The sequence below is a fragment of the Streptomyces sp. LARHCF249 genome (assembly GCF_052871255.1).
Genome location: NZ_JBIXJQ010000001.1, coordinates 675,173 through 691,456 on the forward strand (window position 1 = coordinate 675,173; position 16,284 = coordinate 691,456).

The 16,284-nt window shown below is 73.4% G+C and carries 12 protein-coding genes; 5 read left to right on the forward strand and 7 right to left on the reverse strand.

All coding sequences use genetic code 11. From position 1 onward, the window contains the following. Positions 1 to 9: 9 nt before the first annotated feature. The 5 genes from ACIPUC_RS03315 to ACIPUC_RS03335 all read right to left on the reverse strand — a co-directional run bounded on the left by ACIPUC_RS03315 (position 10) and on the right by ACIPUC_RS03335 (position 7,616). Positions 10 to 3,237, reverse strand: coding sequence for a TIM-barrel domain-containing protein (locus tag ACIPUC_RS03315; protein ID WP_446586475.1), 3,228 nt, complete (start codon positions 3,235 to 3,237; stop codon positions 10 to 12). 149 nt (positions 3,238 to 3,386) lie between these two features. Then, positions 3,387 to 3,593: a hypothetical protein gene (locus ACIPUC_RS03320; protein WP_446586476.1), complete on the reverse strand. Its 207-nt coding sequence runs from the start codon at positions 3,591 to 3,593 to the stop codon at positions 3,387 to 3,389. 166 nt (positions 3,594 to 3,759) lie between these two features. Next, positions 3,760 to 5,553 carry an ABC transporter permease/substrate binding protein gene (locus ACIPUC_RS03325; RefSeq protein WP_446586477.1) on the reverse strand — a complete coding sequence of 598 codons (1,794 nt, stop codon included), beginning with the start codon at positions 5,551 to 5,553 and terminating at the stop codon, positions 3,760 to 3,762. Then, on the reverse strand, positions 5,553 to 6,614 hold the full coding sequence (locus tag ACIPUC_RS03330; RefSeq protein WP_446586774.1) for a quaternary amine ABC transporter ATP-binding protein: 1,062 nt from the start codon (positions 6,612 to 6,614) through the stop codon (positions 5,553 to 5,555). The genes ACIPUC_RS03325 and ACIPUC_RS03330 overlap by 1 nt, the downstream gene beginning before the upstream one ends. Positions 6,615 to 6,788: 174 nt before the next feature. Further along, positions 6,789 to 7,616, reverse strand: a complete 828-nt coding sequence (locus ACIPUC_RS03335; RefSeq protein WP_446586775.1) for a SigB/SigF/SigG family RNA polymerase sigma factor — start codon at positions 7,614 to 7,616, stop codon at positions 6,789 to 6,791. 359 nt (positions 7,617 to 7,975) lie between these two features. On the opposite strand from ACIPUC_RS03335, the gene ACIPUC_RS03340 reads away from it, so the two are divergent. Beyond that, positions 7,976 to 8,305 carry an AsnC family transcriptional regulator gene (locus tag ACIPUC_RS03340; RefSeq protein WP_446586478.1) on the forward strand — a complete coding sequence of 110 codons (330 nt, stop codon included), beginning with the start codon at positions 7,976 to 7,978 and terminating at the stop codon, positions 8,303 to 8,305. On the opposite strand, the gene ACIPUC_RS03345 is transcribed toward ACIPUC_RS03340, so the two are convergent. Next, a complete protein-coding gene (locus ACIPUC_RS03345; protein ID WP_446586479.1) occupies positions 8,298 to 9,104 on the reverse strand; it encodes a GntR family transcriptional regulator in 807 nt (268 codons plus the stop codon). The two genes, ACIPUC_RS03340 and ACIPUC_RS03345, sit on opposite strands and share 8 nt — an antisense overlap. 110 nt (positions 9,105 to 9,214) lie before the next feature. Next, the gene (locus ACIPUC_RS03350; RefSeq protein WP_446586480.1) at positions 9,215 to 10,795 is read right to left on the reverse strand and encodes an IucA/IucC family protein; all 1,581 of its coding nucleotides are present in this window, start codon (positions 10,793 to 10,795) and stop codon (positions 9,215 to 9,217) included. A 118-nt stretch (positions 10,796 to 10,913) separates the two neighbouring features. Between ACIPUC_RS03350 and ACIPUC_RS03355 the strand changes: the two genes are divergently transcribed. From ACIPUC_RS03355 to ACIPUC_RS03370, 4 genes are all read left to right on the forward strand, one after another. After that, positions 10,914 to 12,437 carry an IucA/IucC family protein gene (locus tag ACIPUC_RS03355; protein WP_446586481.1) on the forward strand — a complete coding sequence of 508 codons (1,524 nt, stop codon included), beginning with the start codon at positions 10,914 to 10,916 and terminating at the stop codon, positions 12,435 to 12,437. A 33-nt stretch (positions 12,438 to 12,470) separates the two neighbouring features. Next, on the forward strand, positions 12,471 to 13,151 hold the full coding sequence (locus ACIPUC_RS03360) for a class I SAM-dependent methyltransferase (RefSeq protein WP_446586482.1): 681 nt from the start codon (positions 12,471 to 12,473) through the stop codon (positions 13,149 to 13,151). A gap of 51 nt (positions 13,152 to 13,202) precedes the next feature. Then, positions 13,203 to 14,654 carry an argininosuccinate synthase gene (argG, locus tag ACIPUC_RS03365; protein WP_446586483.1) on the forward strand — a complete coding sequence of 484 codons (1,452 nt, stop codon included), beginning with the start codon at positions 13,203 to 13,205 and terminating at the stop codon, positions 14,652 to 14,654. A gap of 115 nt (positions 14,655 to 14,769) precedes the next feature. Further along, positions 14,770 to 16,281 carry an FAD-binding oxidoreductase gene (locus ACIPUC_RS03370; protein WP_446586484.1) on the forward strand — a complete coding sequence of 504 codons (1,512 nt, stop codon included), beginning with the start codon at positions 14,770 to 14,772 and terminating at the stop codon, positions 16,279 to 16,281. The last annotated feature ends 3 nt before the right edge of the window (positions 16,282 to 16,284 follow it).

Here is a 16,284-nt window from a genome sequence, read left to right on the forward strand (position 1 = left end):
CGCGTGCGGTCAGGGGGTGAAGGTCCAGCGTTGGGCAGCGGTGTTGTCGCAGGCGGCGCGGGTGAGGAGGGTGCCGTTGGCGGTGCCGGATCCGGCCGGGGTGAGGCATTCGCCGGCAGTGCGCAGGGTGCTCTGGGGGCCCGCCTGCCAGGTCTGGCCGGCGCTGCCGTCGCAGGTCTGGACGGTCACGCGGGCGGCGCCTGCGTCCAGGCAGACCCCGGCGAGGCCGGTGAGGCGGCCGTCGCCCTGCAGGGTCCAGCGCTGGTTCGGGCCGCCGTGGCAGGTGTAGAGGGTGGGCTCGGTACCCGGGGTGGTGGAGCTGTGCGGCAGGTCCAGGCAGCTGGCCGAGGCCGCGTTGACGAGGGTGGCGTCGGCCGGCAGCGGGGCCGGGCGTCCGGTGAGGGTGATCTCGGCGGCGCTGGTCCAGGGGCCTCGCCCCCCGGCCTCGGTGAGGGCCTTCAACTTCAGGTAGCGGCCGCTCTTCGCGGACAGGGCGGTGCTCTTGGCGGCCGCGGTGTCGGCGAAGGAGCCGCTCGCCACGGGTGAGCCCCAGTCGGCGGTGGTGTCCGAGACGTAGACCTCGTAGTCGCCGATGCGGCCGTTGACCCCGCCGTCCTGGCGGGGCAGGTACCCGAGGCCGTCGACGGCGTAGCGGGCGCCGAGGTCGAGCTGGATCTCGTGCGGGAGCGCGGCCGGCTTCCCGGAGGACCAGGCGGTGTGCCACAGCGTGGCCGGGTCGCCGTCGAAGGCGTTGGCGGCGGCGCCGTTCTCGGCGGCGGTCTCCTGGCTGTCGGCCGAGACCAGGGACCAGCCCGACTGCGCGATGGGGCTGGCGGAGGGCAGCGCTCCGGCCGCCGGGACGGTGGTGCCCGCGGCCGAGACGCTGAACGCGCCCGACTTCGTACCCGTCTTGACCCACAGGACTCCGGCGCGGTCCGCCGGGTCGAAGAACCAGCCCGAGGCGGCCGCGTCGTAGGCGGCCTTGGAGGTCAGGCGGGGCAGGGCGGCTCCGTCCGCCGTGAGGGCGGTGGGCGCGGAGGCCACGTGGAGGGTGAACTCGTAGCCCCGGGAGGCCGGCTTGCCGGTGTAGCTGCCGGCGGGGGCACCGACGGAGACGGTGACCGTGCCGGAGCCCGAGGCCGGGGCGGTGACGTCGACCTGCTGGCGGGCGTAGGCGCCGGACTGGAAGGCCCGGGTGCGGCCGTCGTCCTCGTAGAGGCTGAAGGAGGAGTTGCCGCGCGGGTGGATGTCGTAGGTGAGCGTGGAGACGGGCTTCTCGCCCGTGTGGTTCATCTGCGGCCACATCGGCACGATGGCGCCGCCCTTGACGAAGAGCGGCAGGGTGTCGAGCGGGGCCCGGTAGCCGTTGAGCCACCCCGGGCCCGCGTAGGTGCGGCCCGTCCAGTAGTCCGTCCAGGTGCCGGCGGGGAGGTAGATCCCGTCGCGGACGGAGGTGTCGGAGACGACGGGAGCGACGAGGAGGGAGTCGCCGGCCATGAACTGGCCGCTGGTGAGGTTCCCGCGGGCCACCGGGTCGTCGGGGTACTCGAGGACCATCGCGCGGGTGCTGGGCACGCCGGTCTCGTGCGCCGTCCTGCTCATCGTGTAGAGGTACGGCATCAGCCGCATCTTGAGCTGGAGGTACTTGCGGTTGATGGAGAGGTACGGCTCCGCGAAGCGCCAGGGCTGCTTGTCCTGGTAGCCGGCGGACGGGTTGGTCGCGCCCCAGCCGGACATGGTCATGAAGGCGGGCGTGAAGGCCTTCCACTGGAGGTCGCGGGTGTACGTCTTGGGGCTGCCGCCGAAGATGCCGTCGACGTCCCCGGAGGCGTAGTTCAGGGCGGAGAGGCCCGCGCCGGCGATGGCGGGGACGTGCCAGCGCATGTCGTCCCAGGTGCCGTGGGTGTCGCCGGTCCAGACGACGGCGTTGCGCTGGGTGCCGGCCCAGCCGTCGACGGTCCAGACGTAGCGCCGGGCGTCGGAGTTCTTCTCGATCCCGTCGACGGCCTGCCGCACCCCGTCGAAGGCGTACTTGTAGCCGCTCCCGATCCACGCGACGTCCGTCTTCACGCCCCGGCTGCCGGCCGTGCCCACCTCGTCGGCGATGTTGCCCAGTCCGGTGGAGGTCCACAGTCCGGTCTGGAAGCCCTTGGCCTTCAGCGCGTCCACCGTCGACTTGAGGGGCGCGGTGTAGCCGCAGCCGTAGCCGTCGTTGGGCAGGAACCAGCCCGAGGGCATGTCGGCGGCGCGGGCGTCGGCCGCGTACCCCACGACGTCCGGGGTGGTCTGGTGGCGCAGGCGCCCGTGGTCGCCCTGGTAGTCGGGGTTGGAGGCGTTGAAGCAGTCGGCGTTGCCCAGTTCGAAGCCCCACATCGGCGCCATGAACGGTTTGCCGCTGACGTCCGTGTACGCGTCGAGCACGGACTTGAGGGAGCCGCCGGTGAAGTACCAGGCGTCGAAGCGGCTCTCGTTGTGGGTCAGCGCGGTGGGCGCGTTGAAGGCGTAGGAGCCGGGGGCCCAGGTGTTGCGCATGACGCCGTAGCCGTTGGTGGACATGTAGAAGGGGGCGGGGCTGGCGTTGTTGTTCTCGCGCCACTTGTTGTCGACCGCGACGGGGACGGTCTTGCCGCGCAGCGCCCATTCGCCCAGGCGCAGGCCGGTGCCGTAGAACTGCTCGTCCGCGCCCCGGGCCAGGTACTGGGTGGTCTGGCTGCCGGTCCAGCTGGTGGGCTGGGTCTCCTGCCAGACGAGGGTGGTGTTGTCGGCCCGGTAGACGGAGAACCGGAGGGGCGATTTGTTGACCCGGATGGACAGGGCTCCGGTGGTGATCCGGTAGTACGCGCCCGCGTCGGTCCAGCTCGTCGTGACGGAGCCGAAGTCGGTGGTCGGGGCGAGGTCGGTGCCGGCCGGGTCGTTGGTGAAGGCCCCGTCGGGCGAGAGCCAGAGCCGGAAGATGTCGGCCCGGGCGACGACCACGCGGGCCTTGGCTCCGCTGGAGGCCGTGACGGTGAAGGTGTTGCCGGCCCGGCTGAAGCCGGTGACGTTGCCGGCCGTGGCCGTGGCCCCGGCGGGCGCCGCGGCGGCGGGCGCGGCGACCGGCCCGGCGGCGGCCAGACCCGCGACGGCGAGAGCCGCGGCGAGGAGCGCGGACCGGGTCCGCCGCAGCCGGGGTGGGCGGTGGGGCGTGATCCCGCCCCATGTCCTGGTCCTGGTCCTGCGGATGCCTGGCAGTCTCATGGGGCAGCTCCTCGTGCGGTCCGGATCGCGGACACAGCTCTTTGGCATGCGCCTGACAAGATAGCGGCCGACAGGCCCTCACTGAAGGATGATGCTCGAAATCTCTTCCTACCGCGCAACTTTGAGCATCAAAGTGCCCGCCTCGTCCCTCAGAGGGTGACCGCCAGCACCGGCGGGGCCGGGGAGGACCACCGGTGACCGCAGGGCTCGAAGACCAGGACCACCGGACGGCCCGGCCGCTGGCGCCAGGAGATGCGTTCCGCCGCGCCGTCGCACACCGGACAGGAGGGCAGCGGGCCGGGCTCCGGCGGGCACTCGGATGCCGCCGCGAGCGGCGTGCGGCGCGGATCGCGCATGGAGGCTCCCTGTCGTGCGGTTGGGCTGCTCGCACTGTGCCATGGAGGAGCCCTCGACCGCATGGGCGGATCGTCCAGTGTTTCGGCTGGTCAGACGAGCCGCCACCAGGCCCGATGGCGCTCCGCCGCCCCGGGGTCCGCGCCGTGCGGACCCCGGGGCGTGCGCTCAGGCCGGCGTGTCGACCTCGGGGTGCTCGGCGAGCCAGGCGCGGACCGCCTGCTGCTCCTTGCCCTTGCCGGTGTTCTGGATCTCGGCTTCCAGGCTGGTCAGCTGCTGCTCGGTGAGCTTGAAGGAGCTCAGCCACCGCGCCACCTCGGGCTCGTCGGCGGCGAAGCCCTTGCGGGCCAGGGTGTGGATGCCGTCGCCCGCGCCCCAGACCCCCTTCGGGTCCTCCAGCTTGGTCAGCTCGTACGAGGAGTACGCCCAGTGCGGGGACCACAGCACGGCCACCACGGGCTCCTTCTTGTCGTAGGCCCGCTTGAGCTCGGCGAGCATGCCCGGCGTGGACCCGTCGACGACCTGGTACTCGCCCTCCAGCCCGTACTCCTTCAGGACCTTGTCCTTCAGGATCGACATGACGCCCGCGCTCGGCTCGATGCCGATGATGCGGCCCTTGAACTGCGCGGACTTGCCCTTCAGGTCGGCGAGCGAGCGCACGTCCTTCACGTACGAGGGCACGGACAGCTCCAGCGAGGTGGGGCCGTACCAGGAGCCGAGGTCCTCCAGCTTGTTCCCGTACTTCTCCATGTACTGGGCGTGGGTGACGGGCAGCCAGGCGTCGGTCTGGAAGTCCAGCTGGCCGCCGGCCAGGCCGGTGTAGAGCGCGCCGGCCTCCAGCTGGCGGGCGTCGACCTTGAAGCCGCGCCGCTCCAGGAGCTCCTTCCACAGGAAGGTGGAGGCGATGCCCTCGTCCCAGGGGATGTAGCCGACGGAGAGGGTGCGGCCCTTGCCGATGTCCGCGGCGCCGGCCGGCCCGTCCTGGGAGGCCGAGCCGCCGAAGGTGCTCAGGGCCCCCGCGACGAGGGCGAGGACGACGGCCCCGGTGACGGCGTAGGCGGGCCGGGGGCGGTGGTTCCACACCCGGGCCGCACCGGTGGCGGCGGACCGCGCCTTGGCGAGGGCGCGCCGGCCGAGCGGGGACACCTGGCGGCCGAGCGCCCCGGTCATCCGGTCGAGGTACATGGCCAGGATGACGATCGAGATGCCCGCCTCGAACCCGAGGCCGATGTCGACGTTGCCGATGGCCCGGTAGACGGCGCCGCCGAGGCCGCCGCCGCCGACCATGCCCGCGATGACGACCATGGACAGGCCGAGCATGATGACCTGGTTGACCCCGGCCATGATGGTCGGCAGGGCCAGCGGCAGCTGGACGCGGACGAGGGTGTCGCGCGGCGCGGTGCCGAAGGCGTCGGCGGCCTCGACCAGCTCCGGGTCGACCTGGCGGATGCCGAGCTCGGTCATCCGTACGCCCGGCGGCAGCGAGAAGATGATGGTCGCGATGATGCCGGGCACCACGCCCACCCCGAAGAAGATGATGCCGGGGATCAGGTAGACCATGGCCGGCATGGTCTGCATGAAGTCCAGGACGGGCCGCAGGACGGCGCTGACCCGGTCGGAGCGCGAGGCCCAGATGCCGAGGGGGACGGCGAAGAACAGCGTGACGAGCGTGGCGACCAGGACCAGGGACAGCGTGGACATGGCCTCGGACCACAGGCCCACGGAGTCGACGAGGGCGAAGCCCGCGAAGGCCAGCAGGCCCGCGAGGAGCCCGCGCAGCCACCAGGCGCCGACGGCGAGGATGCCCGCGAACAGCAGCGGGGCGGGGGCGGACAGGACGGCGTCGATGCCGTCGTAGAGGCCGGTGACGAGCGCGCTGATCGCGTCGAACAGCCAGGACAGATGGCTCTGGAGGAAGTCGACACCGCTGTCGACCCAGGCGCCGAGGTGCAGGCGGGGCATCAGGCGGCCACCTGCACACAGGCCATCGGCGGCCGCGGTTCGTCGCCGATGAAGGCGATGAGGCGGTCCTGCGGGACGGCGCCGATGACCGCGCCGTCCGCGCCGGTCACGGCGACCGGGTGCGGGACCCGGGCGCTGACGGCGCACAGGTCGGCGAGCGAGGTGCCGGCATGGACGGTGGGGCAGGCGCAGGCGTTTGCGCCGGCGGGGGCCTCGTCCATGACGGCGTCGGCCGTGAGCACGCGCGAGCGGTCCACGTCCTGGATGAAGGAGGCGACGTAGTCGTCGGCGGGCCGGGTGAGGATGTCCTCGGCGGTGCCCTGCTGGACGACGCGCCCGTCACGCATGACGGCGATGCCGTCGCCCAGGCGCATGGCCTCGTTGAGGTCGTGGGTGATGAAGACGATGGTCTTCTTCAGCCGCCGCTGCAGTTCGAGGAGCTGGTCCTGCATGTCGCGGCGGATCAGCGGGTCGAGGGCGCTGAAGGACTCGTCCATCAGCAGCAGGTCGGCGTCGGTGGCCAGGGCGCGGGCCAGGCCCACGCGCTGCTGCATGCCGCCGGAGAGCTCGTCGGGCCAGGACTTCTCCCAGCCGCCGAGCCCGCACAGCTCCAGGGCCTCGGTGGCCCGGCGCTCGCGCTCGGCCCGGGGGACGCCCTGGACCTCCAGTCCGTACGCGGCGTTCTCGAGGACGTCGCGGTGCGGGAACAGCGCGAAGTGCTGGAAGACCATGCTGATCTTGGTGGAGCGCACCCGGCGCAGTTCGCGCGCCCCGAGGGCGGTGAGGTCCTCACCGTCGAAGAGGATGCGTCCCGCGGTGGGCTCCAGCAGTCCGTTGAGCATGCGCAGCAGCGTGGACTTGCCGGATCCCGACAGACCCATGACGACGAAGATCTGGCCGGGCTCGACGCGGAAGGAGGCGTCGATGACCGCGGCCGTCGTCCCTTCGGCGCGCAGCTCCTCGCGGCCTGCCCCGTCCCGGAGCGCGCGGACCGCCGCCGCCTCTTTGTCGGGGTGTCTTGCGAACACCTTGTAGACGTGCTCGGCCTGGAGCGTGGACACATGCACCTCGCGGGTCGTACCGGGTGCGGCGCGCGCCGGTCGGGCCGGCGGGCCGCGGAGCGGGACGGGATCTGCCCGCGTGCGCCACGCACTCCGGCGGATAGCGCCGGAGTGGATGGTTCCACTCCAGCCCCGCTGGTTCCCGGCATTCACCTGCGCAAACGCAAAGGTGATCTACCTCACGGTTGCGGCCCGGTGCGGGGCCTCCGGTTCGTCCTCGAGCATGGAGTCGCGCAGGTGCCCGAGGATCCGGTTCAGCAGCCGCGAGACCTGCATCTGCGAGATGCCGAGCACGGCGCCGATCTGGGCCTGGGTCAGCTCCTCGCCGAACCGCATCCGCAGCATCCGGCGCTCGCGCTCGCTCAGCCGTTCCAGCAGCGGCGCCAAGGTCTGGATGTCCTCGACCAGTTCCATGGCCGGCTCCTCCTCGCCTATGACCTCGGCGAGCGTGTGCCCCTCGGCCTGACCCCCGCCGTATTCGGACGGAGCCATCTGCGGGGCGTCCAGGGAGCCGCTGGTGTGGCCGTTCGCGGCGAAGAGACCCTCGATCACCTCCTCCTCCGAGAGGTCGAGGCGGTCGGCGAGATCCGCGACGGTGGGCGACCGGTCGAGCTCGCTCGTCAGCGCCTCCTTCGCCTTCGCGATGTCGATGCGCAGCTCCTGGAGCCGGCGCGGGACGCGGACGGCCCAGGAGGTGTCGCGGAAGTGCCGCTTGATCTCGCCGGTGATGTACGGCATGGCGAGCGTGGAGAACTCGTTCTCGCGGTCCGGGTCGAACCGGTCGATGGCCTTGATCAGGCCGATGGTGCCGACCTGGACGATGTCCTCGATGTCGCCGCCCTCACCGCGGTTGCGGAAGCGGCGCACGGCGTACTGGACGAGTGAGGCGTTCATCTCTATGAGGGTGTTGCGGACGTACTGGTACTCCGCGGTGCCCTCGGACAGTTCGCGCAGCCGCCGGAAGAAGACCTTCGAGAGCTCCCTCGCGTCCGCCGGGGCCATCTCCCGGGGCTCGTCGATCCGCGGCACTCCGGCACTGCGAGCCGCCGAATCGGCGCTGCGGCGCGGGCTCGGGACAGCAGCGGGGGCGGCAGCGGGGGCGGGCACGCCGTCGCGGACGGCGTCGGTATGGGAGTACGGGGCAGGGACCGGCATGGGGTTCGCTCCTTGGGCTGGTCGGCTTGCGGCGCGGGACCTTGACTGCCGTAGATGGTGGACCTCTTCTTCTCTCCCGTCAAGAATTACCGGAAATCTGTTTCACGTCTTGCGTCACGTGAATCACACATCGCATCATGACGGGCATGGGGAGCATGTCTCAGCGCAATAACTGGACATTCCTGACGAATCACGCTCGCGTTCTGGTGACCATCGCCCGGGACCCGGCCGTGCGGCTCAGGGATGTCGCCGCCGTGTGCGGACTGACCGAACGCACCGTCCAGACGATCGTCACCGACCTGGAGACGGACGGGTACCTGCGGCGCGTCCGCGACGGGCGGCGCAACCGGTACGAGATCTCCCCCGGCGCGGTCTTCCGCCACCCGGCGGAGGCGGGCGTCCAGGTGGCGGGCCTGCTCGCGCTGCTCACCGGCGCCGCCGCCGACCCGGACGCCCCGCCCCCGACCCCGGACCTGACCGGCCCGGAGGCCACCGAGCTCCTCGGCATGGCCCCGGCCCTCGACCCCTCTACGTGACGCGGAAGCCGCCGACCGGGCGGTGGTCACGGCGATCGGGGCCGTCAGGACGATCAGGGCGATCACGGTGGAAGGTCAGCCGGTCCCAAGTGGGGAAGGCCAGGTCGGTGACGGCCAGCAGCCGGCCCGAGGTGTCGTGCAGAGTGCGGCGCACGGTCAGGCCACAGGTCCGGGCCGCGTCCGGCGGATGGATGGTGCGGGTCATCGTGAGGGTCTCGGCGACCCGGCCGGTCGCCTCGGCCCGGTCGAGCCAGCGGTGCAGGGGAGCCAGGTCCGCGTCGCGGACCGGCGCCGGCCGGTCGCGGTAGCGGGCGAGTTCGGGGCTGCGCGCGACGGCCTCCCGGCTGAGGTAGGTGACGGCGTGCCGCAAGGTCTCGCCCGCCGGACCGCGTTCGCGGTGGTGGTGGACGAGGGTCCGCTCGCCGCCGCTCATGCCGAGCAGCTCGGCCCGCGAGGGCGGCACGGTGACCAGCGTGAGCCAGCTCTGGGTGCGCACGCGTACGGGCGCCGGCGCGGGTACCGGTACGGGCGCGGGCACCGTCGCGGCCGCCGGCCCGGCGGCCGCGACGGCACGCGTGCCGCGGCGGCCGGTGACGACGAGGCCGTCCTCGCGCAGGTGCTGGAGCGCGGCCCTGATCGTCTGCCGGTTGACCTGGTAGCGGGCCGCCAGGCTGCGCTCGGAGGGCAGTCTGCCGCCGGGGGCGTGCGCGGCGCGCTCTAGTTCGTCCCGCAGCGCTGCGGCGATCCGCTGGTACTTGGGCATGGCGGCCGGGCCGCCGCCCCGCGAAAGGGAGGACATGGCTTCTCCTCTGACGGGTGGTCAAGGACTGCGCGGTCTGCCCGACCCTAGCATTGGTCTATACCTTTGGACGGGGGCTTCACGGAACGCGCACCACCTTGGCCGGTTCCCTACCCCCTCAGCGGGTTCGCAAGCGGCAGGTACCGGGCGTCCGCCCCGTCCGCCCGGGTCCAGCGCAGCAGCAGGTTGGTCTTGGCCGGCAGGGCGGGGGCGGCGAGCAGTTCCCCGATCTCGGGCAGCCCGCGCTCGGCGTCGTAGCGCAGGAGCTCCTCCCGTACGGCCGGCCACACGAGCCCGGAGACGTCCGGATGCCGTTCGCCCAGCGCCCCGGCCATCTCCGCCAGGTGGTTGACGACCAGGCAGTAGACCAGCCGCTGCCAGGCCGCCGCGCGCTCGAGGTCGGACAGGAGCTTGACCCCCTCCGCGTCGCGGAAGAGGGCCTGGACCGGCATGCCCGCCGCGTCGACGGCGACCAGGGTGTTCTGGAGGTGCGCCTCCAGCACGATGCCGTGACGGGCGAACAACTCCAGCACCGGGGGCACCACATGGCGCAGGTACGCCCGCCACCAGGCGGCCGGATCGGCGGTGACCGCGAGGGGGCTTCCGGCGTACCCCTCGGCGAGCGCGGCGGCGAGCAGCGGAGTGGCCCCGGGCGCGGTGTGCCGGTGCGGGTGCGTATGCCCGCGCCCGTGCCCGTCCCACCCGCCGAAGCCGTCGCGGACCAGGACGGCGAGCTCCTCGAAGGCGAAGCCCGCGGTGCGGTAGCCGCGGTCGGCGAGCCAGGCCGCGCCCGAACCGGCCCGGTGCAGCGCGGCGAAGCCGGCTTCGACCGCCGCGTCGGTGCGGCGCAGCTTCAGCAGGTCGTGGCGCCACAGTCGGCGTACGTCGTTGGTGATGCGGACGTCGAGGCTGAACTTCACGAACAGGTCGGCCGCGGCATCCGGTACGTACAGCGTCCGGATCGAGGCGGTGGGCCAGGCGGGCAGGCGGCTCTCGCCGAGCCGCAGCAGCCGCCCGTCGGCGAAGGCCTCGCGCACCGCCGGCCGGGAGCCGACCAGGTCCAGCTGCCAGGGGTGGGCGGGCAGCAGCCGGTATCCGGCGGGCGGGCGCGGCCCGTCGAGGGCGTCGGCGAGGGAGTCGATCGCCGCGGCTGCGGCCGGCCCGCCCTCTTCGGCGGCCTGGTCCTCGCGCAGCCCGAGGAAGACGAGCGGGAAGCGGGCATGGGCCTCGGGCGCGTACGGCAGCCAGCTCCCGGCCGGGGCCCCGCCCCGGGCCTTGGGCGCCGGGTGGTGCGGGTGGCCCATGACCAGGGACTGCTCGGAGAGGAGGTACGGGTCGGCCGGGGGCTCGGCCGCGGAGCGGGCGGCCAGCAGCGCGGCGACGGTGTCCCGGCTGTCGTTGATCTCGACCGGCAGTTCGTCGTTCGGTACGCCGGTGTACCGGCCCAGCTCGTCGGAGGTGAGTTTGACCAGCTCCGTGTGGCTGAGCGGATGCCAGCCGTTCGCCGTGCGCAGTTCGGGGCTCCCGGGCCGGCGGACGCCCCGCACCCGCAGCAGGCGGCCGCTGCCGCGGAGCCGGTGGACCCCCGCGCCCTGCCCCGCGGCGGGCTCGGCGGCCTCCCGGAGCAGGCAGTTCAGGAGCGGGGTGGCCGCGTAGGCGTCGGCGGCGGCGTTGAAGTCCACTGGTTCCATGAGGTCCCATCCGGTGCGCCGGAGCTCGCGGAAGCGTCCACCGGCCGTGATCATCAGTATCCGCGATGATGACGTGATCATCCTGAGAAGCGATATCCCGATGTGCGGAGTTTCCAGCATGTACTTTCCCGCCTCCCCCGCCGAAGAGGCCGTCGCAGCAGAGCTGGCCTCGGTGCGCCCCGCGCTCGAACCGGCGTACACCGGCGCGCTCGGCGGGGCACGGGCCGCCGTACTGACCCGGCTGTGGCGGGCCCTGGCCTTCGAACCGCTGCCGTGGGTGGCGGGCCGGGAACGGGGTTCCGAGAGCCTGGTGCTGCGGCTGGCGGGGGGCGGCCGCCTGGAGGGCCCGCTGCCGGACGCCTACGCCACGGGTGCGTACGTGCGGGAGGTCCTGCTCGACGGCAAGCCCCACCGGCAGGCCGCTCGGCTGATGGCGGCTCTGGGCGTACCGCACGGGGAGGGGTTCGCGGCCGAGCTGGACGGCAGCACGGCCTCACTCGCGCTCTCCCGGGCCGGGCAGCCGGCGGCCGGCCCGGACGACCTCGCCCGCCGGACCACGCGGGAGTGGGAGCAGCGGGTGGTCGACGGGCATCCGTACCACCCGAACTGCCGCTCCCGGCCCGGTTTCTCGGTGGCCGAGGAGCTGGCGTACGCGCCCGAGCACCGGCCCGTCGTCGAGCTCGGGCTGGCCGCCGTACGGGCCGAGGACTGCCTGGTCACCGGCGACTGGCCGGCGGAGCTGCGGGACGGGGGGCGGATCCTGGTCCCGGTGCACCCGTGGCAGGCGGAGCACGTACTGGGGCGCGAGCGCCCGCGGTCCGGTTTCGCGGCGCACCCGCTGATGGCGCTGCGGACGCTGGCCCCGGTGGCGGGCGGGGCGCACGTCAAGACGGCGCTGACCACACGCCTGACCTCCTCCGTGCGGGACATCTCCGGGTACTCGATCGAAACGGCGGCAGCGGTGTCCGCCTTCGCCCAGGCGCTGTCGGAGCGGCTCGACGGCCGGCTGCACGTCACCCGCACGCTGGGGGCGGCCACCGCGCACAGCCCGGACCTCGCGGCCGTGCTGCGCGAGCCGCCGGAGGTGTACGCGGACGCCGCCGCCGGTGAGCGGGTGCTGCCGGTGGCCGCGCTGGCCTGGTTCCCCCCGGCGCGCTCGGCGGCGTGGCTGGCCGAGTTCGCCGGTCTCGCGCTCTCGGTGTGCCTGCGGGTGCTGGAACTCGGCGTGGCCCTGGAGGCCCACGGCCAGAACCTGCTGGTCGTCGTGTCCGCCACCGGCGCCCCGCTGCGGCTGGTCTACCGCGACCTCGCCGACATCCGGATCAGCCCGGCCCGGCTGGTCCGGCACGGGCTGCCGGTGCCGCCCCTGGCCGGGCGGCTGATCACCGACGACGCGGCCCTCCTGCGGCGCAAGCTGTTCGGGTCCGTGCTGACGGGGGCGCTGGGCGCCACGGCGGGCTCGGCCCCTGCCTTCGCCGAGGCCTTCGCCTCCGCCGGGGCGGCCGGGCTGCCGGCCACCGCCGACACCGAGGCCCTGCTCACCCGGGGGCTGCCCACCAAGGCGCTCACCCTGATGAGGCTGAGCCCCGGCGTGCCGGGCGACCAGTGGGCGGAGTTGCCCAATCCGCTGAACGGGGGGTGAGTCGCGGCGCCGATCGGGCTACCGTCCGGGAGCATGACAGAGACCTCGAACCTGAGTGCCGTGCGGGCTTCCTACGACAGGGTCGCCGTCGACTACGCGCGGCTGCTCGGCACGGAGCTCTCCGGGAAACCGCTGGACCGGGCCGTGCTGGCCGCCTTCGCCGAGTACGTCCGCGCGGACGCGGGCGGCGGGGGCCGCGCGGTCGCGGACCTCGGCTGCGGTCCGGGACGCGTGACGGCGCACCTGGACGGGCTCGGCGTACGGGCCTTCGGCGTCGACCTGTCCCCGGCGATGGTGGCGGTGGCCCGCCGGACGTATCCGGGGCTGCGCTTCGAGGTGGGTTCGATGCTGGCGCTGGACGTCGCGGACGGCGTGCTCGGCGGGGTGCTCGCCTGGTACTCCACGGTGCACACTCCGCCCGCGGAGCTGCCGGCCGTGTTCGCCGAGTTCGAGCGGGTCCTGGCGCCGGGCGGCCACGTACTGCTCGCCTTCAAGGCGGGCGGCCCGGGTGCCGCACCGGACGGATCCTGGGGGATGACCCGGCTGGAGCACGCGTACGGGCATCCGGTCGATCTCGACGTCTACTGGACGCCGCCGGAGCTGATCGCGGAACGGCTGGCCGCGGCGGGCCTGGCCGAGGTGGCCCGCCTGGTCCGCGAGCCGGCCGGCCCCGAGCAGGCTCCCCAGGGCTTCCTGCTGGCCCGCAAGGCGTGATCCACGGACATCCACGTTGCATGATCATGCATGATGACGCATACTCTTCCTATGTCTAAGGTTCTCACCTCCCTGCCCACCGGCGAGCGCGTCGGCATCGCCTTCTCCGGCGGACTCGACACCTCCGTCGCGGTCGCGTGGATGCGCGACAAGGGTGCCGTCCCCTGCACCTACACCGCCGACATCGGCCAGTACGACGAGCCCGACATCGCGTCGGTGCCCGGCCGTGCGACGGCGTACGGCGCCGAGATCGCGCGCCTCGTCGACTGCCGCGCCGCGCTGGTCGAGGAGGGCCTGGCCGCGCTGACGTGCGGCGCGTTCCACATCCGGTCCGGCGGCCGCGCCTACTTCAACACGACGCCGCTCGGCCGTGCCGTCACCGGCACCCTGCTGGTCCGGGCGATGCTCGAGGACGACGTGCAGATCTGGGGCGACGGCTCCACGTTCAAGGGCAACGACATCGAGCGGTTCTACCGCTACGGCCTGCTCGCCAACCCGCACCTGCGCATCTACAAGCCCTGGCTCGACGCGGACTTCGTCACCGAGCTCGGCGGCCGCAAGGAGATGTCGGAGTGGCTGCTCGCCCACGACCTCCCCTACCGGGACAGCACCGAGAAGGCGTACTCCACCGACGCCAACATCTGGGGCGCCACCCACGAGGCCAAGACCCTGGAGCACCTCGACACCGGCGTCGAGACCGTCGACCCGATCATGGGCGTGCGGTTCTGGGACCCGTCGGTCGAGATCGCGGCCGAGGACGTGACGATCGGCTTCGACCAGGGCCGCCCGGTGACGATCAACGGCAAGGAGTTCGCCGGCCCGGTCGACCTGGTGATGGAGGCCAACGCCATCGGCGGCCGCCACGGCCTGGGCATGTCGGACCAGATCGAGAACCGGATCATCGAGGCCAAGAGCCGCGGCATCTACGAGGCGCCGGGCATGGCCCTGCTGCACGCCGCCTACGAGCGCCTCGTCAACGCGATCCACAACGAGGACACCCTCGCGCAGTACCACAACGAGGGCCGCCGCCTCGGCCGCCTCATGTACGAGGGCCGCTGGCTCGACCCGCAGGCGCTGATGATCCGCGAGTCGCTGCAGCGCTGGGTCGGCGCGGCCGTCACCGGCGAGGTGACCCTGCGGCTGCGCCGCGGTGAGGACTACTCGATCCTCGACACCACCGGCCCGGCGTTCAGCTACCACCCGGACAAGCTGTCCATGGAGCGCACCGAGGACTCGGCCTTCGGGCCGGTGGACCGGATCGGCCAGCTCACCATGCGCAACCTCGACATCGCCGACTCCCGCGCCAAGCTGGAGCAGTACGCCGCGCTCGGCATCGTCGGCAACACGCACGAGACGCTCATCGGCGCCGCCCAGGCCGCCTCGACGGGTCTGATCGGCGCGATGCCGGAGGGCGGCGCCGAGGTCATCGCCTCCCGCGGCCGCGCCGAGGGCGACGACGAGCAGATGCTCGACCGCGCCGCGATGGAGTTCGGCACCGACTAGCGGTACCGGCTGACCGCCGCCGACCCCCGACCGGCCGTGGGCCGTTCGGGGGTCAGGCCGGTGTGTGGCGCCCCGCCTGCACGCCGATCGGTGCGGGCGGTGGCAGGAAGGGGGCATGAGCCTCCGTCGGCGCCAGGTCCTGGGCAGTGCGGCCGCGGCCGTCCTCGCTTCCGTGGGGGCGGCCGGCCGGGGCCCTGACTTCGGCGCGCTCGCCCGTGGGACCGACGGGCGGGTGGTGCTCCCGGGCGACGGGGAGTACCCGGAGGCCCGGCAGCTGTTCCAGCCCCGGTACGACTCCGCGGCCCCGGGCGCGGTGGCCTATCCCGCACACGCCGGCGACGTGGCCGTCTGCCTGGACTTCGCCCGCCGTGCGGGCGTACCGGTGGTCGCCCGGGGCGGCGGGCACGGCTACGCCGGGTGGTCGACCCGCGCCGGCGGGCTGGTCGTCGACGTCGGGGCCATGGCCGCGGTCGCGGTCGGGGCGGACGGCGTACGGATCGGCGCGGGAGCTCGGCTCGGGGACGTGAACACGGCCCTCGCCGGGGAGGGACTCGCCGTCCCGACCGGGCTGTGCCCCTCCGTCGGCATCGCCGGGCTCACGCTCGGCGGCGGCCTGGGACTGGCCTCACGGGCCTACGGCGCGACCGCCGACCGGCTCACCGCCGCCGAGGTGGTCACCCCCGACGGCGCCGTCCGCGAGGTGTCCGCCGACCGGGACGCGGAGCTGTTCTGGGCCCTGCGGGGCGGCGGGGGCGGCAACTTCGGGGTGGTCACCGAGTTCCGGTTCGACACCCGTCCGGCGGGCGACTGCGCCTTCGCCGAACTCCACTGGCCCCAAGGCGATTCGGCGGCGGTCCTGCACGGCTGGCAGCGCTGGCTGACAGCGCTCCCGGACCCGTTCTGGAGCCAAGTGGAGTTCACTGTCGAGGCGGGATCCGCCGCGCCGCCCCCGGCGGTACGGGTGGTGTGCCTCGACGGACGCCCCGAACTGGAACGGGAGCTGACCCGGCTCTCGGACCTGGTCGGCCGGCCGGTGCGGGACAGCTGGAGCGTCGTACGGAGCCACGGGGACACCGCGCGGGCCCTGTCGGGCTGTCTGGAGCGCAGCCCCGAGCAGTGCCGGCTGCCGGGCACACTGCCCGGCCGCGACCCCCGGGGCCTGCTGGGCCGGCACTCGTACGCGGCGCGCTCCGACTTCTGGGCGGGCCCAGGGCTGCCGGACGCGGCGGTCGGCGCGGTGCTGGCCGCCGTCCGGCGGTACGGGTCCGCGGTTCCCCCCGGCGGGCGCGGGGTGGTGCAGTTCGACGGGGTCTGCGGCGGCGCCCTGAACCGGGTCGCGGCCGCCGACACCGCTTTCGTCCACCGCGACAGCGCCTTCCTCGCCCAGTACCTCGCCTACTGGCCGCAGTCCGCGACGGCCGCCGAGGTGGCCCGGCACCAGGCCTGGCTCGACGGGCTCTGGCAGGACCTGCGCCCCTGGGCGAGCGGCCGGGCGTACCAGAACTACACCGATCCGCGGCTCGGCGGCTGGCGCGAGGCCTACTACGGGCCGAACCTCTCCCGGCTGGAAGACGTGCGCCGCGCCTACGACCCCGACCGGTTGTTCCGCTTTCCCCAGGCCATCTAGGAG

Coding starts and splice junctions, on each gene's coding strand:
- ACIPUC_RS03315 (WP_446586475.1), bottom strand. CDS start 3,237: ATGAGACTGCCAGGCATCCGCAGGACCAGGACCAGGACATGGGGCGGG.
- ACIPUC_RS03320 (WP_446586476.1), bottom strand. CDS start 3,593: ATGCGCGATCCGCGCCGCACGCCGCTCGCGGCGGCATCCGAGTGCCCG.
- ACIPUC_RS03325 (WP_446586477.1), bottom strand. CDS start 5,553: ATGCCCCGCCTGCACCTCGGCGCCTGGGTCGACAGCGGTGTCGACTTC.
- ACIPUC_RS03335 (WP_446586775.1), bottom strand. CDS start 7,616: ATGGCCCCGGCGGACGCGAGGGAGCTCTCGAAGGTCTTCTTCCGGCGG.
- ACIPUC_RS03345 (WP_446586479.1), bottom strand. CDS start 9,104: ATGTCCTCCCTTTCGCGGGGCGGCGGCCCGGCCGCCATGCCCAAGTAC.
- ACIPUC_RS03350 (WP_446586480.1), bottom strand. CDS start 10,795: ATGGAACCAGTGGACTTCAACGCCGCCGCCGACGCCTACGCGGCCACC.
- ACIPUC_RS03355 (WP_446586481.1), top strand. CDS start 10,914: ATGTACTTTCCCGCCTCCCCCGCCGAAGAGGCCGTCGCAGCAGAGCTG.
- ACIPUC_RS03360 (WP_446586482.1), top strand. CDS start 12,471: ATGACAGAGACCTCGAACCTGAGTGCCGTGCGGGCTTCCTACGACAGG.
- argG (WP_446586483.1), top strand. CDS start 13,203: ATGTCTAAGGTTCTCACCTCCCTGCCCACCGGCGAGCGCGTCGGCATC.
- ACIPUC_RS03370 (WP_446586484.1), top strand. CDS start 14,770: ATGAGCCTCCGTCGGCGCCAGGTCCTGGGCAGTGCGGCCGCGGCCGTC.